This is a genomic window from Pseudomonas sp. Sample_11 (assembly GCF_004307505.1).
GTDB lineage: Bacteria > Pseudomonadota > Gammaproteobacteria > Pseudomonadales > Pseudomonadaceae > Aquipseudomonas > Aquipseudomonas atacamensis.
Window position 1 is genome coordinate 57,465 of record NZ_RCOD01000064.1, and the last position, 23,005, is coordinate 80,469.

Annotated in this window: 19 protein-coding genes and 1 pseudogene; 7 read left to right on the plus strand and 13 right to left on the minus strand. The window is 60.9% G+C overall.

The window, feature by feature from the left end; genetic code table 11:
• Positions 1–72: 72 nt before the first annotated feature.
• Entirely contained in the window at positions 73–1,908 is a 1,836-nt protein-coding gene (locus D8U60_RS17940) for a sigma-54-dependent Fis family transcriptional regulator (protein WP_130900623.1), read from the minus strand.
• Between the two features lie 72 nt (positions 1,909–1,980).
• On the opposite strand from D8U60_RS17940, the pseudogene D8U60_RS27930 reads away from it, so the two are divergent.
• From D8U60_RS27930 to D8U60_RS17970, 7 genes and pseudogenes are all read left to right on the plus strand, one after another.
• A pseudogene (locus D8U60_RS27930) lies at positions 1,981–2,070 on the plus strand (metal ABC transporter ATP-binding protein); the annotation flags it as partial.
• Between the two features lie 219 nt (positions 2,071–2,289).
• Positions 2,290–3,384, plus strand: coding sequence for an ABC transporter ATP-binding protein (locus D8U60_RS17945; protein WP_122508090.1), 1,095 nt, complete (start codon positions 2,290–2,292; stop codon positions 3,382–3,384).
• Entirely contained in the window at positions 3,384–4,496 is a 1,113-nt protein-coding gene (locus tag D8U60_RS17950) for an ABC transporter ATP-binding protein (RefSeq protein WP_041477087.1), read from the plus strand. Before D8U60_RS17945 ends, D8U60_RS17950 begins: the two co-directional genes overlap by 1 nt.
• Positions 4,493–5,359: a sugar ABC transporter permease gene (locus tag D8U60_RS17955; RefSeq protein WP_130900624.1), complete on the plus strand. Its 867-nt coding sequence runs from the start codon at positions 4,493–4,495 to the stop codon at positions 5,357–5,359. Before D8U60_RS17950 ends, D8U60_RS17955 begins: the two co-directional genes overlap by 4 nt.
• A 9-nt stretch (positions 5,360–5,368) precedes the next feature.
• On the plus strand, positions 5,369–6,169 hold the full coding sequence (locus D8U60_RS17960) for a carbohydrate ABC transporter permease (protein WP_073471306.1): 801 nt from the start codon (positions 5,369–5,371) through the stop codon (positions 6,167–6,169).
• Between the two features lie 10 nt (positions 6,170–6,179).
• Positions 6,180–6,452 carry a DUF2160 domain-containing protein gene (locus D8U60_RS17965; RefSeq protein ID WP_038861868.1) on the plus strand — a complete coding sequence of 91 codons (273 nt, stop codon included), beginning with the start codon at positions 6,180–6,182 and terminating at the stop codon, positions 6,450–6,452.
• A 47-nt stretch (positions 6,453–6,499) separates the two neighbouring features.
• The gene (locus D8U60_RS17970) at positions 6,500–8,242 is read left to right on the plus strand and encodes an ABC transporter substrate-binding protein (RefSeq protein WP_016775286.1); all 1,743 of its coding nucleotides are present in this window, start codon (positions 6,500–6,502) and stop codon (positions 8,240–8,242) included.
• A 252-nt stretch (positions 8,243–8,494) separates the two neighbouring features.
• On the opposite strand, the gene nuoN is transcribed toward D8U60_RS17970, so the two are convergent.
• The 12 genes from nuoN to D8U60_RS18030 form a co-directional block, all read right to left on the minus strand.
• A complete protein-coding gene (nuoN, locus tag D8U60_RS17975) occupies positions 8,495–9,958 on the minus strand; it encodes an NADH-quinone oxidoreductase subunit NuoN (protein ID WP_024013420.1) in 1,464 nt (487 codons plus the stop codon).
• A 7-nt stretch (positions 9,959–9,965) separates the two neighbouring features.
• Positions 9,966–11,498 carry an NADH-quinone oxidoreductase subunit M gene (gene nuoM, locus D8U60_RS17980; RefSeq protein WP_016775285.1) on the minus strand — a complete coding sequence of 511 codons (1,533 nt, stop codon included), beginning with the start codon at positions 11,496–11,498 and terminating at the stop codon, positions 9,966–9,968.
• A 39-nt stretch (positions 11,499–11,537) separates the two neighbouring features.
• Positions 11,538–13,391 carry an NADH-quinone oxidoreductase subunit L gene (gene nuoL, locus D8U60_RS17985; RefSeq protein WP_024013419.1) on the minus strand — a complete coding sequence of 618 codons (1,854 nt, stop codon included), beginning with the start codon at positions 13,389–13,391 and terminating at the stop codon, positions 11,538–11,540.
• Positions 13,388–13,696 carry an NADH-quinone oxidoreductase subunit NuoK gene (gene nuoK / locus D8U60_RS17990; RefSeq protein WP_003180046.1) on the minus strand — a complete coding sequence of 103 codons (309 nt, stop codon included), beginning with the start codon at positions 13,694–13,696 and terminating at the stop codon, positions 13,388–13,390. Before nuoK ends, nuoL begins: the two co-directional genes overlap by 4 nt.
• A gap of 3 nt (positions 13,697–13,699) precedes the next feature.
• Positions 13,700–14,200: an NADH-quinone oxidoreductase subunit J gene (gene nuoJ / locus D8U60_RS17995; protein ID WP_007951462.1), complete on the minus strand. Its 501-nt coding sequence runs from the start codon at positions 14,198–14,200 to the stop codon at positions 13,700–13,702.
• A 9-nt stretch (positions 14,201–14,209) separates the two neighbouring features.
• Positions 14,210–14,758 carry an NADH-quinone oxidoreductase subunit NuoI gene (gene nuoI, locus D8U60_RS18000; RefSeq protein ID WP_016775283.1) on the minus strand — a complete coding sequence of 183 codons (549 nt, stop codon included), beginning with the start codon at positions 14,756–14,758 and terminating at the stop codon, positions 14,210–14,212.
• An 11-nt stretch (positions 14,759–14,769) separates the two neighbouring features.
• A complete protein-coding gene (gene nuoH, locus D8U60_RS18005) occupies positions 14,770–15,777 on the minus strand; it encodes an NADH-quinone oxidoreductase subunit NuoH (protein ID WP_016775282.1) in 1,008 nt (335 codons plus the stop codon).
• Positions 15,774–18,488 (minus strand): NADH-quinone oxidoreductase subunit NuoG, encoded by a 2,715-nt coding sequence (gene nuoG / locus D8U60_RS18010; protein WP_130900625.1) that lies wholly within the window; start codon positions 18,486–18,488, stop codon positions 15,774–15,776. Before nuoG ends, nuoH begins: the two co-directional genes overlap by 4 nt.
• Before the next feature lie 136 nt (positions 18,489–18,624).
• On the minus strand, positions 18,625–19,980 hold the full coding sequence (gene nuoF / locus D8U60_RS18015) for an NADH-quinone oxidoreductase subunit NuoF (RefSeq protein ID WP_130900626.1): 1,356 nt from the start codon (positions 19,978–19,980) through the stop codon (positions 18,625–18,627).
• Positions 19,977–20,474, minus strand: a complete 498-nt coding sequence (gene nuoE, locus D8U60_RS18020) for an NADH-quinone oxidoreductase subunit NuoE (protein WP_003223804.1) — start codon at positions 20,472–20,474, stop codon at positions 19,977–19,979. Before nuoE ends, nuoF begins: the two co-directional genes overlap by 4 nt.
• A gap of 2 nt (positions 20,475–20,476) precedes the next feature.
• Positions 20,477–22,261, minus strand: a complete 1,785-nt coding sequence (gene nuoC, locus D8U60_RS18025) for an NADH-quinone oxidoreductase subunit C/D (protein ID WP_122612132.1) — start codon at positions 22,259–22,261, stop codon at positions 20,477–20,479.
• A 69-nt stretch (positions 22,262–22,330) separates the two neighbouring features.
• Entirely contained in the window at positions 22,331–23,005 is a 675-nt protein-coding gene (locus D8U60_RS18030; RefSeq protein WP_016775278.1) for an NADH-quinone oxidoreductase subunit B, read from the minus strand.

Sequence of the window (23,005 nt, forward strand, 5' to 3'; positions counted from 1 at the left end):
GTCCCGGGCTGCATTCCCACGCAGAGCGTGGGAACGATCGACTTTCAACGCACGACACAAATGCCCTGTGGGTCATTCAGCCTGCCGCAACCGCTTGTACAGCGTATTCCGACTCACCCCCAACCGTCGCGCCAGGTGCGAGATATTCCCTCCAGCCGCCTTCAACTCCCTGTTCAACGCCTCCACATCATTCAAATCCAGCCCCAGCGGCGCCGCCGTCTCAACCGGCTCCATCTCCAGGTCGACAAAAAAATCATCCGGCAGATGCTCAGCCCGCACCGGTTGTTCCTCGGCCATGGCCAGCGCTACCTGCATCACGCTGCTGACCTGACGCAAATTCCCCGGCCACGGGTGCTTTTCAAACAGCTCCAATACCTCCGGGCTCAGCCCCGCCCATTGCGTCGGCTCGCGATGTTGCTCCCACAGCCGTTTGAACAGCGCCTGCTTGTCACTGCGTTCGCGTAACGGCGGCAGCTCCAGGGTCAGGCCGCCGATGCGGTAGTACAAGTCTTCGCGAAAGCGGCCCAGTTGTACCTGCTCGCGCAACGATCGGTTAGTCGCGGAAATGATCCGCAAGTCCACCGGAAACAACTCGCTGCTGCCCACCGGCTGCACGCAGCGCTCCTGCAACACGCGCAACAAACGCGCCTGAGTTGGCAGCGGCATGTCACCGATCTCGTCGAGAAACAGCGTGCCTTTGTCGGCCTTGCGGATCAGGCCGATGCTGCCTTTCTGGTTGGCCCCGGTGAACGCGCCTTTCTCGTAACCGAACAACTCGGACTCGACCAGTTCAGCGGGGATCGCTGCGCAGTTCACCGCGATGAATGCCTGTTTTTGCCGTGAGCTGGCCTGATGCAAGGCTTTGACGAAGACTTCCTTGCCGACGCCGGTTTCACCGTGAATCAGTAGCGGAATGTCTTTTTCCAGCAAGCGCTCGGCCTGGCGCACGGCTTTTTCCACGCGACTGTCGCCGAAATGCAGCGTATTGAGGCTGATCGCGCTGGCTGGCGCAGGCTTGTCCTCGGCGACAAATACCCGCGCCTGCACCGGCGCCTGTTTCGGCCGTTTCAGCAAGCACTGGAAACGGTTGCGTCCAGAGGTCTGCAAGGCAAACGGCAGACCCTCGGGCTGGTTGATCAACTCCAGCAGCGACACCTTGAACAGGCTTTCAACGCTGACGCGGGACAAACGCACACCGAGCAAATTGTCGGCGCGGCGATTGGCCGACAGCACCTGTCCGCTCTCATCGAAAATCAACAACCCGGCCCACTGGCTGTCGAGGTTGTTCAACCCGGTGTTGAAGGTCAGTTGAAAATGCTGGCCATGGAACAGGTTGAGGATCAGCCGGTTCTCCACGGTCTGGCTCATCATCTTGACCATGCCCAGGGTGTGCGAGGGCGGCAGGTAGCTGTCGCTGGAGACATCGAGCACGGCGATGACCTTGCGCTCGGCGTCGAAAATCGGCGCGGCGGAGCCGGTCATGAAGCGGTTGGCCTTGAGAAAGTGTTCGTCGTGTTCGATGTGCACCGCCTGCTCACAGGCCAGTGCGGTGCCGATCGCGTTGGTACCGCTGCTGCGCTCCATCCAGCTCGCCCCGGCCTGAAAGCCCCGGGCCAGATTCGGCTCGATAAAGCGCTGTGTGCCCCACGAGGTCAGCACCTGGCCCTGATTGTCGGCGAGCATGATCAGGCAGTTGGAGTTGCTGAGGATGTTTTCGTAGTAGGGCAGGACTTCCTGATGCGTGGTCTGCACCAGCGAATGATGGCTGTCGAGCAACCGCGCAATGCCGGCGGCGGGCAGTTGATCGAAGGCCGGGGCGCTCTGGTGGTCGAGGCCGAACGCGCGGCAACGTTGCCAGGAGGTCTGGACGATCGTGTCGTGGGACAGCGGCGAAGCAGGTGCGGCCATGGGGGCGAGCCTCTGAGTGCAGCGATTTTATTATTGTTATGAACCCGATCTTCAAAACTCCACAAACCCCCTGTGGGAGCGAGCCTGCTCGCGAAAGCGTCGGTTCAGTCAATGGATTCATTGAATGACACACCGCTTTCGCGAGCAGGCTCGCTCCCACAGGGGATCCATTTGCATTGAGGATTGGGCAAAAGCGTGCATAGAGTGTTGTTCACTATTGTTCATTGTCAATCACTCCGACTGTTCAAAAGTGTTCAGCTGTGAACGCCATTTCCCCGCGTAATAACGATTTTTACGGAAAATCAACCACTTGCCACTTTTGGCACGAATGTCGCTCTGTTGCTCCGGTCGCTTGACTCCAAAAATAATAAAGGCCGAGCCATGTCACTCACCCTGGAGCACGTCAGCCGTACCGTCGAGGGCCAGATCTGGATCGACGATGCGTGCCTGAAATTCGAACCCGGATCCTTCAACGTTCTGCTCGGGCGCACGCTGTCCGGCAAGACCAGCCTCATGCGCCTGATGGCCGGCCTCGACAAGCCCGACAGCGGCCGCGTGCTGATGAACGGCGTCGACGTCACCCAGCGCCCGGTGCGGCTGCGCAACGTGTCGATGGTCTATCAGCAGTTCATCAATTACCCGACCATGACCGTGTTCGAGAACATCGCCTCGCCATTGCGTCAGGCCGGCATCTCGAAAGAGATCATCCACAGCAAGGTGCAGGAAACCGCACGCATGCTGCGCATCGAGAAGTTCTTGCAGCGCTATCCGCTGGAGCTCTCCGGTGGGCAGCAGCAGCGCACGGCCATGGCCCGCGCACTGGTCAAGGACGCCGAACTGATCCTCTTCGACGAGCCGCTGGTCAACCTTGACTACAAGCTGCGCGAAGAGCTGCGTCAGGAAATGCGCGAGCTGTTCAAGGCCCGCCACACCATCGCCATCTACGCCACCACCGAACCCAACGAAGCGCTGGCGCTCGGCGGCACCACGACCATTCTTCACGAAGGCCGGGTGATTCAGAGTGGCCAGTCGACTTCGGTGTACCACCAGCCGCAAACCGTGTTGGCGGCGGAATTGTTCTCCGAACCACCGATCAACCTGATGCCAGGACGCATTGCCGGCAACGAAGTCAGCTTCGCCAATTTTGTGCACTTCCCGCTGAACGTCGATCTGCGCCCGGTGGGCGAGGGTGAGTTCCGCTTCGGCGTGCGCCCAAGTCATATCTCGCTGGTGCCGAGCAACGATGACGACCTCGAACTGGCGGTGACCGTCGAGGTCGCCGAAATCAGCGGCTCGGAAACCTTCCTGCATGTGCGCAACGAGCATTTCCTGCTGGTGCTGCACTTGCCGGGTGTTCACGAATACGACGTCGATGCGCCGATCCGCATCTATATCCCGACCCATAAACTGTTCGTTTTCGATGCGCAGGGCCGTCTGGTGCAAGCACCGGGCCGGCGTGTCGCGAGGGTTGCCTGATGGCCGAAATCCGTTTGCAACACCTCGCCCACAGCTACAGCAAAACCCCGAGCGGCGCCGAGGATTATGCGATCCGCGAGATGGATCACGTCTGGGAGCAGGGCGGCGCCTATGCTTTGCTCGGCCCGTCCGGTTGCGGCAAGTCGACCTTGCTCAACATCATTTCCGGCCTGCTCAGCCCGTCCCAGGGCCATGTGTTGTTTGACGGCAAAGCGGTCAATGACCTCACGCCGGAGAAGCGCAACATCGCCCAGGTTTTCCAGTTTCCGGTGGTCTACGACACCATGACCGTGTTCGACAACCTCGCTTTCCCGCTGCGAAACCAGGGCATGGCCGAGGCGAAAGTGCACAGCAAGGTGCAGGAAATTGCCGAAGTGCTCGATCTGCAGAATCTGCTGAGCAAAAAAGCGCGCAATCTCACCGCCGACGAAAAGCAGAAAGTCTCCATGGGCCGTGGTCTGGTGCGCGATGACGTCTCGGCGATCCTCTTCGATGAGCCGCTGACGGTGATCGACCCGCACTTGAAGTGGAAACTGCGGCGCAAGCTCAAGCAGATCCACGAGCAGTTCAATATCACTATGGTCTACGTCACCCACGATCAACTGGAAGCTTCGACGTTCGCCGACAAGATCGCGGTGATGTACGGCGGCCAGATCGTCCAGTTCGGCACGCCTCGGGAATTGTTCGAGCGCCCCAGCCACACCTTTGTCGGCTATTTCATCGGCAGCCCCGGCATGAACCTGATCGAGGTACAGCCGCAGCCCGGTGGCGTCGGTTTCGCCTCGACGCACCTGCCGTTATCCGACGCCTTGCAGCGCCATATCGAACACGGCCAGTGGAAAAATCTCAAGGTCGGCATCCGCCCCGAATTCATTCATGTGTGGGACGAGCCGTTTGACGATGCGATGCAGGCCAAAGTCGTACACGTCGAAGACCTCGGCACCTACAAGATCATGACCCTCAACCTCGACGGCGCGCCGTTGAAGGTGCGCCTGGCTGAAGACAAACCGGTGCCGCAGGGCACCGCGTACATCAGTTTTCCGGCGCAATGGCTGATGGTCTATGCCGACGAATTTCTCCTGGAAGTCAGCGACGAGGAGGTGCAGCCATGAACAAGGTGCAGAACAACAAGGCCTGGTGGCTGGTGTTGCCGGTGTTCCTGCTGGTGGCGTTCAGTGCGGTGATCCCGATGATGACCGTGGTCAACTATTCGGTGCAGGACATCTTCGACCAGTCCAGCCGCTACTTCGTCGGTGCCGATTGGTACAAACAAGTGTTGCTCGATTCGCGTCTGCACGACTCGCTGCTGCGCCAGTTCATCTATTCGGCCTGCGTGCTGCTGATCGAAATCCCGCTGGGCATCGCCGTCGCGCTGACCATGCCGACCAAGGGCCGCTGGTCCTCGGTGGTGCTGATCATTCTGGCGATTCCGCTGCTGATTCCGTGGAACGTGGTCGGCACCATCTGGCAGATCTTCGGCCGCGCCGATATCGGCCTGCTCGGTTCCAGCCTCAACGCGATGGGCATCAGTTACAACTACGCGGCCAACACCATGGACGCCTGGGTGACGGTGCTGGTGATGGACGTCTGGCACTGGACTTCGCTCGTCGCGCTGCTGTGTTTCTCCGGTTTGCGAGCAATTCCCGACGTCTATTACCAGGCGGCGCGGATCGACCGCGCCTCGGCCTGGGCGGTGTTCCGCCACATTCAATTGCCCAAGTTGAAAAGCGTGTTGCTGATCGCGGTGATGCTGCGCTTCATGGACAGTTTCATGATCTACACCGAGCCGTTCGTGCTCACCGGTGGCGGGCCGGGCAATGCCACGACGTTCTTGAGTCAGACGTTGACGCAGATGGCTGTAGGGCAATTCGACCTCGGTCCGGCAGCGGCGTTTTCGCTGGTGTACTTCCTGATCATCCTGTTGGTGTCGTGGCTGTTCTATACCGCCATGACGCACTCCGACGCCAACCGCTGAGGCCCGGCCATGAGCAAGAAAAAGCTTATTCCGTTGCTGGTCTACATCCTGTTCCTGCTGGTGCCGATCTACTGGCTGCTGAACATGTCGTTCAAGAGCAACACCGAAATCCTCGGCGGCCTGACACTTTTCCCACAGGAATTCACGCTGGCGAACTACAAGGTGATCTTCACTGATCCGAGCTGGTACACCGGCTATCTGAACTCGCTGTATTACGTCAGCCTCAACACGGTGATTTCCCTGAGCGTGGCGTTACCGGCGGCTTACGCGTTTTCACGCTATCGTTTCCTCGGCGACAAACACTTGTTCTTCTGGCTGCTGACCAATCGCATGGCGCCGCCGGCGGTGTTCTTGCTGCCGTTCTTCCAGTTGTATTCGTCGATCGGCCTTTTCGACACGCATATCGCCGTGGCTTTGGCGCACTGCCTGTTCAACGTGCCGCTGGCGGTGTGGATTCTCGAAGGCTTCATGTCCGGCGTGCCCAAGGAGATCGACGAAACGGCCTACATCGACGGCTACAGTTTCCCCAAGTTTTTCGTGAAGATTTTCATCCCGTTGATCGGCTCCGGTATCGGCGTCACGGCGTTTTTCTGCTTCATGTTTTCCTGGGTCGAACTGCTGCTGGCGCGCACGCTGACCTCGGTCAACGCCAAGCCGATTGCGGCGGTGATGACGCGCACGGTGTCGGCGTCGGGGATCGATTGGGGCGTGCTGGCAGCGGCGGGGGTGTTGACCATCCTGCCGGGCATGCTGGTGATCTGGTTTGTACGCAACCACGTGGCCAAGGGCTTTGCCCTCGGTCGAGTCTGAGGAGCTGATGATGGAATGGATGAGCTGGACGACACCGACCGCCGCGTTCTTCATCGGCATCGGTCTGATTCTGGTGGGCATGACCACCTGGGAATTGCGCTCGCCGAGCATTCTGCGGCGCGGGTTTCTGCCGATTGCCACCACCCGTGGCGATCGCTTGTTTATCGGTCTTCTCGGCAGCGCCTACCTGCATTTGCTGGTAATCGGCGTCACCGACTGGAGCATCTGGGTGGCGTCCGCGTTGTCCCTGGTGTGGCTGTTGGCTGTGATGCGTTGGGGCTAGTCGAATCGTTCGGCAACGCGGCTCCACAACTTAAACAGGAGGTCTCTATGTTCGATAAAAACAATAAGCTGCGACATAGCATTTCATTGGCAGCCATGCTGGCACTCAGCGGTTTGAGCGCATCTGCCTGGGCCGACGCCTACGAAGATGCTGCAAAAAAATGGATCGGCAGCGAGTTCAAGCCCTCGACCCTGACGGCCGAACAGCAGCTTGAAGAATTGAAGTGGTTCATCAAGGCCGCCGAGCCGTTTCGCGGCATGGACATCAAGGTCGTTTCCGAAACCCTGACCACTCACGAATACGAGTCCAAGGTGCTGGCCAAGGCCTTCAGCGAAATCACCGGGATCAAACTCACCCACGACCTGCTGCAGGAAGGCGACGTGGTCGAGAAAATGCAGACGGTGATGCAGTCGGACAAGAACATCTACGACGGCTGGGTCAACGACTCCGACCTGATCGGCACGCACTTTCGCTACGGCAAGACCGAATCGATCACCGACCTGATGGCCAACGAGGGCAAGAACTTCACTTCGCCGACCCTCGACATCAAGGACTTCATCGGCATCTCCTTCACCACCGCGCCCGACGGCAAGATCTATCAACTGCCCGACCAGCAGTTCGCCAACCTGTACTGGTTCCGCGCCGACTGGTTCGAGCGCGCCGATCTGAAAGCCAAGTTCAAGGAGAAGTACGGTTACGAGCTGGGCGTGCCGGTGAATTGGTCGGCCTATGAAGACATCGCCAAATTCTTCAGCGAAGACGTCAAGGAAATCGACGGCAAACGCGTCTACGGCCACATGGATTACGGCAAGAAAGACCCGTCGCTGGGCTGGCGCTTCACCGATGCCTGGTTCTCCATGGCCGGTGGCGGCGACAAGGGACTGCCCAACGGCTTGCCGGTGGACGAGTGGGGCATCCGCGTCGAGGACTGCCACCCGGTCGGCTCCAGCGTGACCCGTGGCGGCGACACCAACGGCCCGGCGGCGGTGTTTGCCACCACCAAATACGTCGACTGGCTGAAGAAATACGCGCCACCGGAAGCGGCCGGCATGACTTTCTCCGAGTCCGGCCCGGTGCCGTCGCAGGGCAACATCGCCCAGCAGATCTTTTGGTACACCGCGTTCACCGCCGACATGACCAAACCCGGCCTGCCGGTGGTCAACGCCGACGGCACGCCGAAATGGCGCATGGCGCCGTCGCCTAAAGGCCCGTATTGGGAAGAGGGCATGAAGCTTGGCTATCAGGATGTGGGGTCGTGGACGTTCATGAAATCCACGCCTGAGAAACAGAAACTCGCGGCGTGGCTGTACGCGCAGTTCGTCACGTCGAAAACTGTTTCGCTGAAGAAAACCATCGTCGGTCTGACACCTATTCGCGAGTCGGACATCAACTCGCAGGCCATGACCGATCTGGCGCCGAAACTCGGTGGTCTGGTCGAGTTCTATCGCAGCCCGGCCCGCGTGCAATGGTCGCCGACCGGTACCAACGTGCCGGACTATCCACGTCTCGCTCAGCTGTGGTGGAGCCATATCGCCGAAGCCGCCAGCGGCGAGAAAACACCGCAACAAGCGCTCGATGGCCTGGCCAAGGATCAGGACCGCATCATGGAACGCCTCGAACGCTCCAAGGCCCAGGCCACTTGCGCACCGAAGATGAACCCGGAACGCGATGCGCAATACTGGTTCGATCAACCGGGCGCACCGAAGCCGAAACTGGCCAACGAGAAGCCGAAAGGTGAAACCGTGAGCTATAGCGAACTGCTGAAATCCTGGGCGGATGCGCGCAAATGATGTTGGAAATGTGAGAAGCGAACGGCACCGGAAGGTGCCGTTTTTTTTGCTGCCGGATCTGCCGCCATCGCGAGCAGGCTCACTCCTGCTGGGTGTGCGATGCACCCGGATGCTATGAGCGACACACACACCTGTGGGAGCGGGCTTGCCCGCGATGACGCTTGCATAAACGCCGGCGGTATCGACTTCTGCTACAAACAAAAAACGGCACCCGAAGGTGCCGTTTCCATTCCAGCCAGATCAGCCGAGCAATCAGCCCGCCAGACCCGCCTGCTGTACCAGCACCAGCAATGGCTGCGGGTACACGCCCAGGAAGAATGCGACCAGGGCGATGGCCAGCAGCATCACGCCGCCTGCCTTCTGTTCCCAGTGCAGCTGGGCGTCGTGGCGACGCAGGTTAGGCTCGATCAGGTACAGGGTGACCATCACGCGCAGGTAGTAGAAGACGCCGATGGCGCTGCCCAGTACCAGTGCGCCGACCAGCCACCACTGACGCGTTTCGACGCCGCTGGCGATGATGTAGAACTTGCCGATGAAGCCGGCGGTCAGCGGGATGCCGGCCAGGGACAGCATCATCACGGTCAGCACGGCGGTCAGGTACGGACGGCGCCAGAACAGGCCGCGGTACTCGTACAGGGCGTCGGCGTCGCGGCCGTTGTACGGCGACGACATCAGGGTGATCACGCCGAACGCGCCGAGGCTGGTGATGACATAAGTCACCAGATAGACGCCGATGGCTTCCACCGCCAGACCCTTGCTCGCCACCAGCGCGATCAGCAGATAGCCGAAGTGCGCAATCGACGAGTAACCGAGCAGACGCTTGAGGTTGCTCTGGGTCAGGGCCAGCAGGTTACCGAACAGGATCGAGGCGACCGCGATCACGCTCAGCACATCGCTCAGCACGCCACTGCTGGCGGCAGGGGAGAGCTGGAACAGACGCACCATCACCGCAAACACCGCGACCTTCGAAGCGGTGGCGAGGAACGCCGCCACCGGTGCCGGAGCACCTTCGTAGACGTCCGGCGTCCACAGGTGAAACGGTACCAGCGACAGCTTGAACGCCAGACCGATCAGCATCATGCCCAGGCCCAGTTGCGCCAGCGGGCTTGGCAGGCCGGTCGCGGCCAGGGCCTGACCGATGCCGACGAAGCTCAGCGAACCGGCGTCGGCGTAGAGCAGCGCCATACCGAACAGCAGGAACGCGGAACCGGCAGCCGACAGCACCATGTACTTGATGCCAGCTTCCAGCGAACGCTTGTTGAAGAAGGCGTAAGCCACCAGACCGTAGACCGGTACCGAGAGCAGTTCCAGACCGATGAATAACCCGGCCAGGTGCTGCGCGCTGACCAGGACCAGACCACCGGCGGCGGCCATCAGGATCAGCAGGTACAGTTCTTCGCGATTGCCCGGGTAGCCCGAACCGCCATCACCCAAATAGGCGTGGGCGAGGGTGACGCAGGCGAGGGTGGCGACCAGGATCATCGCCATGTACAGGCAGGCAAACGCGTCGATCTGCAGCAACGGGGTCACGGCCAGAGGCGCGACTTTCAACGCAGGCAGGATCGACAGCAGGGCCAGGTTCAGACCCGCCACCGAAATCAGGAAGGTCTGCGAGTGGTTGCGGCGCCAGGCGATTGCCAGCATCACCACGATAATGGTGAGGCTGGTGATCAACAGTGGCGCAAGCGCAATAAAGTGTTGAATCGTGAATTCCATAGCGCTCTTACCGGGCCGAAGCGAGTTGAGAGAAGGCGGTGCCGAGCCACTGCTGCACGCCATGCATGGTGGCGGCAGAGGTGTCCAGGAACGGTTGCGGGTAGACGCCGAGGTAAATCAGCAATACCGCCAGACCGAGCACCATGATCAGTTCGCGCGCGTCCATGCCGTGCAGCACCGCGTCGGATTTCGACGGGCCGAAGTAGGCACGGTGAATCATGATCAGCGAGTAGACCGAACCGAACACCAGACCGGAAGTGGCAATCGCCGTGACCCATGGAGCGCTGGCGAAGGAGCCGATCAGGATCAGGAACTCGCCGACAAAGTTACCGGTGCCCGGCAAGCCCAGCGACGCCGCCGCGAAGAACAGGCTGATCGCCGGCAGGTAAGCGATACGCGACCACAGACCGCCCATCTCACGCATGTCACGCGTATGCAGACGCTCGTACAACTGACCGCTGAGGATAAACAGCGCCGCTGCCGACAGACCGTGCGCCAGCATCTGGATCACTGCGCCTTGCAGCGCCAGTTGGCTGCCGGAGTAGATACCGATCAACACGAAGCCCATGTGGGAAACGGAAGAGAAGGCAATCAGACGCTTGATGTCGGTTTGTGCGAACGCCAGGAACGCGCCGTAGAAGATCCCGATCAGACCCAGGGTCATGGCGATCGGCGCGAACTCGGCTGAAGCGTTCGGGAACAGCGGCAGGGCGAAACGCAGCAGACCGTAGGCCGCGGTTTTCAGCAGGATACCGGCGAGGTCGACGGAACCGGCAGTCGGTGCCTGGGCGTGAGCATCAGGCAGCCAGGAGTGGAACGGTACGACGGGCAGCTTGACCGCGAAGGCGATGAAGAAGCCGAGCATCAGAATGTACTCGGTGGTCATCGACATCTTGGTTTTCAACAGGTCGGCGTAGTTGAAGGTGATCACGCCGGTGTTGTTGAAGTTGACCAGCACCAGACCGAGGATCGCCACCAGCATGATCAGGCCGGACGCCTGAGTGAAGATGAAGAACTTGGTCGCCGCGTAGATCCGGGTTTTCTTGCCGTCCGAAGAACTGTGACCCCAGAGCGCGATGAGGAAGTACATCGGCACCAGCATCATTTCCCAGAAGAAGAAGAACATGAACAGGTCGAGGGCGAGGAACACGCCGACCACACCGCCCAGGATCCACATCAGGTTCAGGTGGAAGAAGCCAACATGACGCTGGATTTCTTTCCACGAGCAGAGTACCGAGAGGATACCCAGCAGACCGGTCAGCAGGATCATCAACAGCGACAGGCCGTCGAGGGCCAGGTGCACGTTGATGCCGAAACGCTGGATCCAGACATGCTTGAACTCAAGCGCCCAGGTCGGATCGGCGCCCGGCGCCGGTGCGAATGAATAGTCACCGTGGGCCCACAGCCAGAGGCCGAGCGCGAGTTCCAGGGTCATGGTCAACAGCGCAATCCAGCGCGGGAGGGTAGCGCCGAAGCGCTCACCCATCCAGCACAGCAGGCCGCCGATGAAGGGGATCAGGATTAGCCAAGGCAGAATCATGACGGGCTCGTTTCCTTTCGCAAATTCGCAAGGTTCATATCAGACCGCTACCAGCACGATGGCGCCGATCACCAGCACGGCACCAGCAGCCATCGAGGCGGCGTACCAACGCAGTTGACCGGTCTCGGTGCGGCTCAGGGCAGTGTGACCACCCTTGGCCATACGCGGGATCAGACCGATGGTCTGGTCGAGCGGGTCTTTGCGCAGTACATGGCTGATCGCAAGGTACGGCTTGACGAACAGTTTGTCGTAGATCCAGTCGAAGCCCCAGGCAGCGAACCACCAGGCCGAAAGGAAACGGCCGATGCCGCTGTTGGCGATCGCCGTGACGAAGCGACGCTTGCCAAGGAACAGCAGCGCTGCCAGCAGGATACCGGCCAGGGCGATGGCGCCCGAGGCGATTTCCAGACTGTGCTTGGCTTCGCCACCGGCATGGCCAACGCTTTGCGGCAGTACGCCGTGCAGCGGTGGCACGATCATCGCGCCGACGAAAGTCGACAGCACGATCAGTACCGACAGAGGCAACCAGTGGGCAATTCCGTGGCCAGCATGAGCTTCGGTCTTGGCTTCACCGTGGAACGCGATGAAGATCAGGCGGAAGGTGTACAGCGACGTCATGAACGCACCGACCAGACCTGCGTAAAGCAGACCCTGGTTGCCGCTGGCGAACGCTTCCCAGAGGATTTCGTCCTTGGAGTAGAAGCCTGCGGTAACCAGTGGCAGAGCGGCCAGTGCAGCACCGCCGACGATGAAGCTGGCGTAGGCCAGCGGCAGTTTCTTCCACAGACCGCCCATCTTGAAGATGTTCTGCTCGTGGTGGCAGGCAACGATCACCGCACCGGAAGCAAGGAACAGCAGGGCCTTGAAGAAGGCGTGGGTCATCAGGTGGAAGATCGCGCCTTCCCAGGCGCCAACGCCCAGCGCCAGGAACATGTAGCCGATCTGGCTCATGGTCGAGTAGGCGAGGATACGTTTGATGTCGGTCTGCACCAGCGCGGCGAAACCGGCCAGTACCAGGGTCACGCCACCGACGATGCCGACGAGGTGCAGGATGTCCGGCGCCAAGGCAAACAGACCATGGGTACGGGCGATCAGGTAGACACCGGCGGTGACCATGGTCGCGGCGTGGATCAGTGCCGAAACCGGGGTAGGGCCGGCCATCGCATCCGCGAGCCAGGTTTGCAGCGGCAGTTGCGCCGATTTACCGACAGCACCACCGAGCAGCATCAGGGTTGCCAGAACGATCCAGAAGTCGCCGACCTTGAAGTGCTCCGGCGCACGTACCAGCAGTTCCTGGACGTTCAGCGTGCCCAGTTGCTGGAACAGGATGAACAGGCCGATGGCCATGAACACGTCGCCGATGCGGGTGACGATGAACGCCTTGAGTGCCGCGTTACCGTTGTTGCGGTTGCTGTAGTAGAAACCGATCAACAGGTACGAGCACAGGCCCACGCCTTCCCAACCGAAGTAGATGAACAGCAGGTTATCGCCGAGGATCAGGAACAGCATGCTGGCGATGAACAGGTTGGTGTACGAGAAGAAGCGCGAGTAACCGTCTTCGCCACGCATGTACCAGGACGCGAACAGGTGGATCAGGAAGCCGACGCCGACGACCACACCGAGCATGGTCACCGACAGGCCATCCAGGTACAGCGCGAAGTTCGGCTGGAAACCTTCCACCGACATCCAGCGCCACAGCACCTGGGTGTACACGCCACCCTCCGGCGGTGCGACGTTGAATTGCCATATCACGTAAGCGGTGACGATGGCCGACAGGCCGATCGAACCGACACCGATCAGCGCCGAGAGGTTTTCCGAGAAGCGGCCGCGCGAGAACGACAGCAACAGGAACCCGATCAGAGGGAATACGAAAGTCAGAAAGAGTAGGTTCATCCGCGCATCTCACTGGCAGCGTCGATATCGAGCGTGTGGAAGCGGCGATACAGTTGCAGCAGGATCGCCAGGCCAATACTGGCCTCGGCCGCTGCAAGGCTGATCACCAGGATGAACATGATCTGTCCATCCGGCTGCGCCCAGCGGGCGCCCGCGACGATGAAGGCCAGGGCAGAGGCGTTCATCATCACTTCCAGACTCATCAACACGAACAAAATGTTGCGGCGGACCATCAGGCCGACCAGACCAAGGCAGAACAGGATGCCGGCGACGGCCAGTCCATGTTCGAGAGGGATAGCAGGCATGTCTTACTCCTTCGCCTCGTTACGGCCCAAATGGAACGCCGTGACGGCTGCGGCAAGCAGCAGCATCGAGGCGAGTTCGACCACCAGCAGGTACGGGCCGAACAGGCTGATGCCCACGGCTTTCGCGTCTACGGTGGTGTGGCCGATGGCCTGGCCGCTCTGGTGAGCGAACAGCACATACAGCAGTTCGGCCAGCAGCAGCGCGGCAAGAATCACCGGTCCTGCCCAGATGCCGGGCTTGAGCCAGGTGCGTTCCTGTTGCACCGAGGCGGGACCGAGGTTGAGCATCATCACCACGAACACGAACAGCACCATGATGGCGCCGGCGTAGGCGATCACTTCAAGGACGCCGGCGAACGGCGCGCCGAGGGCGAAGAAGGTCATGGCAACGGCGATCAACGAGATGATCAGGTAGAGCAGGGCGTGCACGGGGTTGGTGTTGGTGACCACACGCAGCGTGGACACCACAGCAATACCCGATGCGAAATAGAAAGCGAATTCCATCGTTCTTCCTTAAGGCAGCAAGCTCTTCACGTTGATCGGTTCGGCTTCGTTCTGCGCAGCGCCTTTCGGCTTGCCAGCGATTGCCATACCTGCAACACGATAGAAGTTGTAATCAGGGTTTTTGCCGGGGCCGGAGATCAAAAGATCTTCTTTCTCGTACACCAGGTCCTGACGTTTGAACTCGGCCATCTCGAAATCCGGGGTCAGCTGGATCGCGGTGGTCGGGCAGGCTTCCTCGCAGAGACCGCAGAAAATGCAGCGCGAGAAGTTGATCCGGAAGAAGTCCGGGTACCAGCGACCGTCTTCGGTTTCAGCTTTCTGCAGCGAGATGCAACCCACCGGGCAGGCCACGGCGCACAGGTTGCAGGCTACGCAGCGTTCTTCGCCATCGGGGTCGCGGGTCAGGACGATGCGGCCACGGTAACGCGGCGGCAGGTAGACCTGCTCCTCGGGGTATTGCAGGGTGTCGCGCTTGCGAAAGCCATGGCCGAAGACCATGACCAGGCTGCGCAACTGGGTACCGGTACCCTTAACGATGTCGCCAATATATTTGAACATGGGTCAAATCCTCACTGAACCGCAACCGCAGGCGTGTTCATCAACACAACCGCAGCGGTCACCAGCAAATTGATCAGGGTCAGTGGCAGGCAGAATTTCCAGCTGAAATCCATCACCTGGTCATAACGCGGACGCGGGATGGAAGCGCGCAGCAGGATGAACAGCATGATGAAGAACGCGGTCTTCAGTGCGAACCAGACGAAGGACAGTTGCGGCAGGATGCCGAACGGACCGTGCCAGCCACCGAAGAACAGGGTGACCAGCAGCGCCGAGATCAGGATGATGCCGATGTATTCACCGACGAAGAACATGCCCCATTTCATACCGGCGTATTCAATGTGGTAACCGTCGGCCAGTTCCTGTTCCGCTTCCGGCTGGTCGAACGGGTGACGGTGAGTCACGGCGACGCCGGCGATGAAGAAGGTACAGAAGCCGAAGAACTGCGGAATGATGAACCACAGGTTCTGCGCCTGGTACTCGACGATGTCGCGCATGTTGAACGAGCCGACCTGGACCACGATGCCCATCAGGGCCAGGCCCATGAACACTTCGTAGGACACGGTCTGCGCCGAGGCACGCAAGCTGCCGAGCAGGGCGAACTTGTTGTTGCTCGACCAGCCGGCGAACAGCACCGCGTAGACCGACAGACCGGCCATGGCGAAGAAGAACAGCAGGCCGATGTTCAGATCCGCCACGCCCCAGGTCGGGGTGATCGGGATGATCGCGAAGGCGATCAGCAGGGCGGACATGGCCACCACCGGCGCCAGGGTGAAGATCACCTTGTCGGCAAATGGCGGGGTCCAGTCTTCCTTGAAGAACATCTTCAGCATGTCGGCGGCGATCTGGAACATGCCGAACGGGCCAACGCGGTTCGGACCGTAACGGTCCTGCCACCAGCCCAGCAGGCGACGTTCGACAAAGCTGAGCAAGGCGCCCGCGACCACCACGGCCAGCAGGATCACGATGGCTTTGATGACCGTCAGGATCACATCGATCACTTCAGGGGTGAACCAGGTCATTGCGCTGCCTCCTGCAGACCGTCGACGGACACGCCGGCGAATGCCGGTGGAATGCCGGCGATGCCCGCAGGCAATGCCACCAGACCGGCGCCCAGTTCTTCATTGATGCGCAGCGGCAGACGCAATGTCTGACCGGCCACGTTCAGGCTCAGCAGGGCACCGTCGTTGACGCCGAGGCGATCCGCTTCGGATTTTGCCAGCGCGACGTAAGGTGCCGGGATGCGTTCCTGTACCGGGGCGGCTTTCGAAGAGTTTTCTTCGCTGCCGAACAGGTGGAAGAACGGCACGGCTTGCCAGGTACCCGGCGCCGGGTTGAACGCACGCGGCGCAGCGGCGAACCAGTTCAGCGAATCACCGGTGCTTTCGATCAGGCGCGTGCCCGGGTCGCCAGCACGCAGATGACCACCGACTTCGTCCTGGAACTTGTTCCACGCTTGTGGCGAGTTCCAGCCCGGCGACCATGCGAATGGCACCTGCTGACGCGGTTCGGCGGAGCCAGAGTAACCTTCCATGGAGAAGGCGAACGCGGTGTCCTGGTCTTGCGGGGTGCGTGGTTCGTGAACGCTGATGTCGGCGCGCATGGCGGTGCGACCGGAATAACGCAGCGGCTCACGGGCCAGTTTCAGACCCTTGATGCGGAAAGCCGCCGACGGTGCAGCATCGACGATGCGCGCCAGTTGCGCGGTGCTCGAGGCAACGGCAGCGGTGACGTGGTCGAGTTGCGTCCAGTCGATCGGCTGGTTCAGCAGGGTCGCGCGCAGGGCGTGCAGCCAGCGCCAGCCTTCGTGCACCAGAATGCTCGCGTCCAGGTATTGCGGATCGAAAACCTGGAAGAAGCGCTGGGCGCGGCCTTCCTGGCTGACCAGCGTACCGTCGCCCTCGGCGAAGCTCGCCGCTGGCAGAACCAGGTGCGCGCGATCGGTGGTGGCGGTTTTCTGATGGTCGGCAACGATCACCACTTTCGCGGCGTTCAGTGCGGCATCGACCTTGGCTTTGGCGGTGCGGGTGTACAGATCGTTTTCCAGCACGACGATAGCGTCGGCCTTGCCATCGATGACCGCTTGCAGCGCGGCGTCGACCGATTCGCCACCGAGCATGGCCAGACCGAGGCTGTTGGCTTCCGGCACGATCAGGCTGATCGAACCGTTCTTCTCGCGCAGCTTCAGGGCCTTGGCGATGTTCGCGGCAGCTTCGATCAAGGCTTTGGAGCCCAGCGAAGTACCGGCGATGATCAGCGGACGCTTGGCGGCGAGCAGGGCCTCGGCGATGCGCTGCGCCAGTTCCAGGGCTTCGGTGTCCAGACCTTCAACGGCCGGGGCACTGGCGTCCAGCGCGTGAGCCACGGCGAAACCGATGCGCGCCAGATCGTCGGGAGCTGCGTGTACGCATTCTTCAGCGACGTCGTCGAGCTTGGTTTCGGCGAGGCTGGCGATAAACAGCGGGTTCAGCGCGTGCTGGCCGATGTTCTTCACCGCCGCGTCGAGCCAAGGCTGGACGCGCATGGCTTCGGCCATGTCTTCAGCCTTGCCCTTGACCGACTGACGCAGAGCCAGAGCCATGCGCGCGGCGGTCTGGGTCAGGTCTTCGCCGAGGACGAAGATCGCGTCGTGATCTTCGATGTCGCGCATGTTCGGCACTGGCAGCGGACTGTCGTTCAGCACTTGCAGGACCAGACGGATGCGCTCCAGCTCGGAGGCTTCGATACCCGAATAGAAGTGCTCGGCACCGACCAGTTCGCGCAACGCGTAGTTGCTTTCGAGGCTGGCACGCGGCGAACCGATGCCGACGATGTTGCGCCCGCGCAGCAGGTCGGCGGCTTTGTCCAGCGCAGCGTCGAGGCCGAGCTTGGTGCCATCGGCCAGCAGCGGCTGACGTGGACGGTCGGTGCGGTTGACGTAGCCATAACCGAAACGGCCACGGTCGCAGAGGAAGTACTGGTTCACCGAACCGTTGAAACGGTTTTCGATGCGACGCAGTTCACCGTAACGCTCGCCCGGGGAGATGTTGCAACCGCTCGAGCAGCCGTGGCAGATGCTTGGTGCGAACTGCATGTCCCACTTGCGGTTGTAGCGCTCGGAGTGAGTCTTGTCGGTGAACACACCGGTCGGGCAGACCTCGGTGAGGTTGCCGGAGAACTCGCTTTCGAGGGTGCCGTCTTCAACGCGACCGAAGTACACGTTGTCGTGGGCGCCAAACACACCGAGGTCGGTGCCGCCGGCGTAGTCCTTGTAGAAACGCACGCAGCGGTAGCAAGCGATGCAGCGGTTCATTTCGTGGGAAATGAACGGGCCGAGTTGCTGGTTCTGGTGGGTGCGTTTGCTGAAGCGATAACGGCGCTCGTTGTGGCCGGTCATCACTGTCATGTCTTGCAGGTGGCAGTGACCGCCTTCCTCGCACACCGGGCAGTCGTGCGGGTGGTTGGTCATCAGCCATTCGACAACACTGGCGCGGAACGCCTTGGATTCTTCATCGTCGATGGAGATCCAGGTGTTGTCGGTGGCTGGGGTCATGCAGGACATGACGATGCGACCACGGGTGTCGTTCTCGTCGGTGTACTGCTTGACCGCGCACTGGCGGCAGGCCCCGACGCTACCAAGCGCGGGGTGCCAGCAGAAATATGGAATGTCGAGGCCCAGCGACAGACATGCCTGTAACAGGTTGTCTGCCCCGTCGACTTCGAGCGCTTTGCCGTCTACGTGGATAGTGGCCATGGTTCAAAGGTCTTCGTTGGCCCGGTGTCAGCGGGCGTGGCTAATGGAATCTTGTTATGCGTCCGAATCCAAACAGCCCCGAAGGGCGTCATCGGACGAAAGGCGAAGGGCACGGACCCTTCGCCTTTTTAAGCGTTTACGCGCCGACTACGATCGGCCTTGCCAGAGGCGGGACGGCGGCGCTGACAGGCGCGATACCGGCTTCGAACTCTGGACGGAAGTATTTGATGGCGCTGCCCAATGGCTCCACGGCACCCGGTGCGTGAGCACAGAAGGTCTTGCCCGGGCCGAGGAAACCGACCAGACCCAGCAGGGTCTCGATGTCGCCCGGCTGGCCCTTGCCCTGTTCGATGGCCATCAGGAGCTTGACGCTCCATGGCAGACCATCGCGGCACGGGGTGCAGAAACCGCAGGATTCGCGTGCGAAGAACTGCTCCATGTTGCGCAGCAGCGAGACCATGTTGACGCTGTCATCCACCGCCATCGCCAGACCGGTACCCATACGGGTGCCCACTTTGGCGATGCCGCCGGCGTACATTTGTGCGTCGAGGTGCTCGGGCAGGAGGAAACCGGTACCGGCACCGCCTGGCTGCCAGGCCTTGAGCTTGAAGCCGTCGCGCATGCCGCCGGCGTAGTCTTCGAACAGTTCACGACCGGTGACGCCGAAGGGCAGTTCCCACAGGCCCGGGTTCTTGACCTTGCCGGAGAAGCCCATGAGCTTGGTGCCCATGTCTTCGCTACCTTCGCGGGACAACGATTTGTACCAGTCCACGCCGTCGGCAATGATCGCCGGCACGTTGCACAGGGTTTCGACGTTGTTCACGCAGGTCGGCTTGCCCCACACGCCCACGGCGGCAGGGAAGGGCGGCTTGGAGCGCGGGTTGGCGCGGCGGCCTTCGAGGGAGTTGATCAGTGCGGTTTCTTCACCGCAGATGTAACGTCCGGCGCCGGTGTGGACGAACAGCTCGAAATCGAAACCCGAACCGAGAATGTTCTTGCCCAGCAGGCCGGCCGCCTTGGCTTCTTCCACGGCACGGTTCAGGTGCTTGGCGGCGGTGGTGTATTCGCCGCGCAGGAAGATGTAGCCACGGTAGGTTTTCAGCGCACGGGCACTGATCAGCATGCCTTCGATCAGCAGATGGGGCAGTTGCTCCATCAGCATGCGGTCTTTCCAGGTGTTCGGCTCCATTTCATCCGCGTTGCACAGCAGGTAGCGGATGTTGATGGATTCGTCCTTGGGCATCAGGCCCCACTTCACGCCAGTGGGGAAGCCCGCGCCGCCGCGACCCTTGAGGCCAGCGTCTTTGACGGTCTGGACGATCGCGTCCTGATCCATCTCGGCGAAGGCCTTGCGTGCAGCGGCGTAACCGTTCTTGGCCTGGTACTCGTCGAGCCACACGGCTTCGCCGTCATCACGCAGACGCCAGGTCAGCGGGTGTGTCTCGGCCGAACGCTGGATGCGGTTGGCTGGACCAAAAGATGTCAGGGTCATACGTAGCCCTCGAGCAGTTTGGCCACGCCAGCAGGCTGCACGTCGCCAAAGGTGTCGTCGTCGATCATCAGCGCCGGTGCCTTGTCGCAGTTGCCGAGGCAGCAGACAGGCAGCAGGGTGAAACGACCGTCGGCGGTGGTCTGACCCAGGCCGATGCCCAGATTGTTCTGGATTTCGCTGACCACCGACTCGTGGCCACCGATGTAGCAGACCATGCTGTCGCAGACGCGAATGATGTGGCGGCCGACCGGTTGACGGAAGATCTGGCTGTAGAACGTCGCCACGCCTTCAACGTCGCTGGCCGGGATGCCGAGGATCTCGCCGATCGCGTACAGGGCGCCATCCGGCACCCAGCCGCGTTCCTTCTGCACGATCTTCAGGGCTTCGATCGACGCCGCGCGCGGGTCTTCGTAGTGATGCAGCTCGTGCTCGATGGCCGAGCGCTCGGTTTCACTCAAGGTGAAACGGTCTGTCTGGATAAGCGTGCTGTTCATGCTTAGCGGTCCACGTCGGCCATAACGAAGTCGATACTACCCAGGTACGCAATCAAGTCCGCGACCATGCTGCCTTTGATCACCGAAGGGATCTGCTGCAGATGCGGGAAGCTTGGAGTACGGATCCGGGTACGGTAGCTCATGGTGCCGCCGTCGCTCGTCAGGTAATAACTGTTGATGCCCTTGGTCGCTTCGATCATCTGGAAGGATTCGTTGGCCGGCATGACCGGGCCCCACGAAACCTGCAGGAAGTGCGTGATCAGGGTTTCGATGTGCTGCAGCGTGCGTTCTTTCGGCGGCGGCGTGGTCAGCGGGTGATCCGCCTTGTACGGGCCTTCCGGCATGTTGCGCATGCATTGATCGATGATCTTGATGCTCTGGCGCATCTCTTCGACGCGGACCATGCAGCGGTCGTAGGCATCGCCGTTGACGGCCAGCGGCACTTCGAATTCGAAGTTCTCGTAGCCCGAGTACGGACGCGCTTTACGCAGGTCGAAATCGCAACCGGTAGAACGCAGGCCGGCACCGGTGACGCCCCATTCCAGGGCTTCTTTGGTGTTGTAGGCGGCAACGCCGATGGTACGACCCTTGAGGATGCTGTTCTGCAGGGCGGCCTTGGTGTATTCGTCCAGACGCTTGGGCATCCACTCGACGAAATCCTTGACCAGTTTTTCCCAGCCGCGCGGCAGGTCGTGGGCGACGCCGCCGATGCGGTACCAGGCCGGGTGCAGACGGAAACCGGTGATGGCTTCGATCACCGTGTACGCCTTCTGGCGGTCGGTGAAAGTGAAGAACACCGGGGTCATGGCGCCGACGTCCTGGATATAGGTACCCAGGAACAGCAGGTGACTGGTGATCCGGAAGAACTCGGCCATCATGATGCGGATGACGTCGACCTTCTGCGGCACCTTGATGCCGGCGAGCTTCTCGACCGAGAGCACGTACGGCAGGTTGTTCATCACGCCGCCGAGGTAGTCGATGCGGTCGGTGTACGGGATGTAGCTGTGCCAGGACTGACGCTCGCCCATCTTCTCGGCGCCACGGTGGTGGTAACCGATGTCCGGGACGCAATCGACGATCTCTTCGCCGTCCAGCTGCAGGATGATGCGGAACGCACCGTGCGCCGAAGGGTGGTTCGGGCCGAGGTTGAGGAACATGTAGTCCTCATTGGCACCGGAACGCTTCATGCCCCAGTCTTCCGGACGGAAACGCGCGGCTTCCTCTTCCAGCTGCTGCTTGGCGAGGTTGAGGCTGTACGGATCGAATTCGGTGGCGCGCGCCGGGAAGTCCTTGCGCAGCGGGTGACCTTCCCAGGTCGGCGGCATCATGATGCGCGACAGGTGCGGGTGGCCTTTGAAGTCGATGCCGAACATGTCCCAGACTTCGCGCTCGTACCAGTTGGCGTTGGGCCAGATGCTGGTGACGGAAGGCATGCTGAGGTCGCCTTCGGACAAGGCCACCTTGATCATCACGTCACTATTACGCTCCAGCGACATGAGGTGATAGAACACGGTGAAATCGGCGCCGGTCGGCAGCCCTTGACGCTTGGTGCGCAGACGCTCGTCCACGCCGTGCAGGTCATAGAGCATGACGTACGGCTTGGGCAGGTTGCGCAGGAAAGTCAGGACTTCAACCAGTTTGGCACGGGCCACCCACAGCACCGGCATGCCGGTGCGGGTTGCCTGCGCGGTGAACGCTTCGGCGCCAAAACGGTTGTTCAGTTCGACGACCACATCCTGGTCGTCTGCCTTGTAAGGCGGGATGTACAGAGCACTGCCTGTAGTCATGGTTATTTTTTCGCTTTCGGTCAACGTAAAGAATGAAGCCAGCTTCTCGTTACTTGGAACAGAACTGGATCAGACTTCGTCAGGGCTGCGCAGATTGGTGACTGCGATTCGCTGTTCGCGGCGCTGTTCCTTCTGCGATGGCATGTCGGCGCGATACACGCCTTGATCACCAACGACCCAGGAAAGCGGACGACGCTCCTGTCCAATCGATTCCTGCAACAGCATCAAGCCTTGCAGAAATGCTTCCGGACGGGGCGGGCAGCCAGGTACGTAGACGTCCACGGGCAGGAACTTGTCCACCCCTTGAACCACGGAGTAGATGTCGTACATGCCGCCGGAGTTGGCGCACGAACCCATGGAGATAACCCATTTCGGCTCGAGCATTTGCTCGTAGAGACGCTGGATGATCGGCGCCATCTTGATGAAGCAGGTACCGGCGATAACCATGAAGTCGGCCTGACGCGGCGAGGCCCGGATCACTTCGGCGCCAAAGCGCGCGATGTCGTGGGGCGCCGTGAAGGCGGTGGTCATTTCCACGTAGCAGCACGACAGGCCGAAGTTGTACGGCCACAGGGAGTTCTTACGTCCCCAGTTGACCGCGCCACTCAGCACGTCTTCCAGCTTGCCCATGAAAATGTTTTTGTGGACTTGATCTTCTAACGGATCGGCAACGGTTTCCCGCTGGCCAATCGGATACTGCTCGTTAGGAGCATCGGGGTCGATCCTGGTGAGATTGTATTGCAT

Coding starts and splice junctions, on each gene's coding strand:
- D8U60_RS17940 (WP_130900623.1), bottom strand. CDS start 1,908: ATGGCCGCACCTGCTTCGCCGCTGTCCCACGACACGATCGTCCAGACC.
- D8U60_RS17945 (WP_122508090.1), top strand. CDS start 2,290: ATGTCACTCACCCTGGAGCACGTCAGCCGTACCGTCGAGGGCCAGATC.
- D8U60_RS17950 (WP_041477087.1), top strand. CDS start 3,384: ATGGCCGAAATCCGTTTGCAACACCTCGCCCACAGCTACAGCAAAACC.
- D8U60_RS17955 (WP_130900624.1), top strand. CDS start 4,493: ATGAACAAGGTGCAGAACAACAAGGCCTGGTGGCTGGTGTTGCCGGTG.
- D8U60_RS17960 (WP_073471306.1), top strand. CDS start 5,369: ATGAGCAAGAAAAAGCTTATTCCGTTGCTGGTCTACATCCTGTTCCTG.
- D8U60_RS17965 (WP_038861868.1), top strand. CDS start 6,180: ATGGAATGGATGAGCTGGACGACACCGACCGCCGCGTTCTTCATCGGC.
- D8U60_RS17970 (WP_016775286.1), top strand. CDS start 6,500: ATGTTCGATAAAAACAATAAGCTGCGACATAGCATTTCATTGGCAGCC.
- nuoN (WP_024013420.1), bottom strand. CDS start 9,958: ATGGAATTCACGATTCAACACTTTATTGCGCTTGCGCCACTGTTGATC.
- nuoM (WP_016775285.1), bottom strand. CDS start 11,498: ATGATTCTGCCTTGGCTAATCCTGATCCCCTTCATCGGCGGCCTGCTG.
- nuoL (WP_024013419.1), bottom strand. CDS start 13,391: ATGAACCTACTCTTTCTGACTTTCGTATTCCCTCTGATCGGGTTCCTG.
- nuoK (WP_003180046.1), bottom strand. CDS start 13,696: ATGCCTGCTATCCCTCTCGAACATGGACTGGCCGTCGCCGGCATCCTG.
- nuoJ (WP_007951462.1), bottom strand. CDS start 14,200: ATGGAATTCGCTTTCTATTTCGCATCGGGTATTGCTGTGGTGTCCACG.
- nuoI (WP_016775283.1), bottom strand. CDS start 14,758: ATGTTCAAATATATTGGCGACATCGTTAAGGGTACCGGTACCCAGTTG.
- nuoH (WP_016775282.1), bottom strand. CDS start 15,777: ATGACCTGGTTCACCCCTGAAGTGATCGATGTGATCCTGACGGTCATC.
- nuoG (WP_130900625.1), bottom strand. CDS start 18,488: ATGGCCACTATCCACGTAGACGGCAAAGCGCTCGAAGTCGACGGGGCA.
- nuoF (WP_130900626.1), bottom strand. CDS start 19,980: ATGACCCTGACATCTTTTGGTCCAGCCAACCGCATCCAGCGTTCGGCC.
- nuoE (WP_003223804.1), bottom strand. CDS start 20,474: ATGAACAGCACGCTTATCCAGACAGACCGTTTCACCTTGAGTGAAACC.
- nuoC (WP_122612132.1), bottom strand. CDS start 22,261: ATGACTACAGGCAGTGCTCTGTACATCCCGCCTTACAAGGCAGACGAC.
- D8U60_RS18030 (WP_016775278.1), bottom strand. CDS start 23,005: ATGCAATACAATCTCACCAGGATCGACCCCGATGCTCCTAACGAGCAG.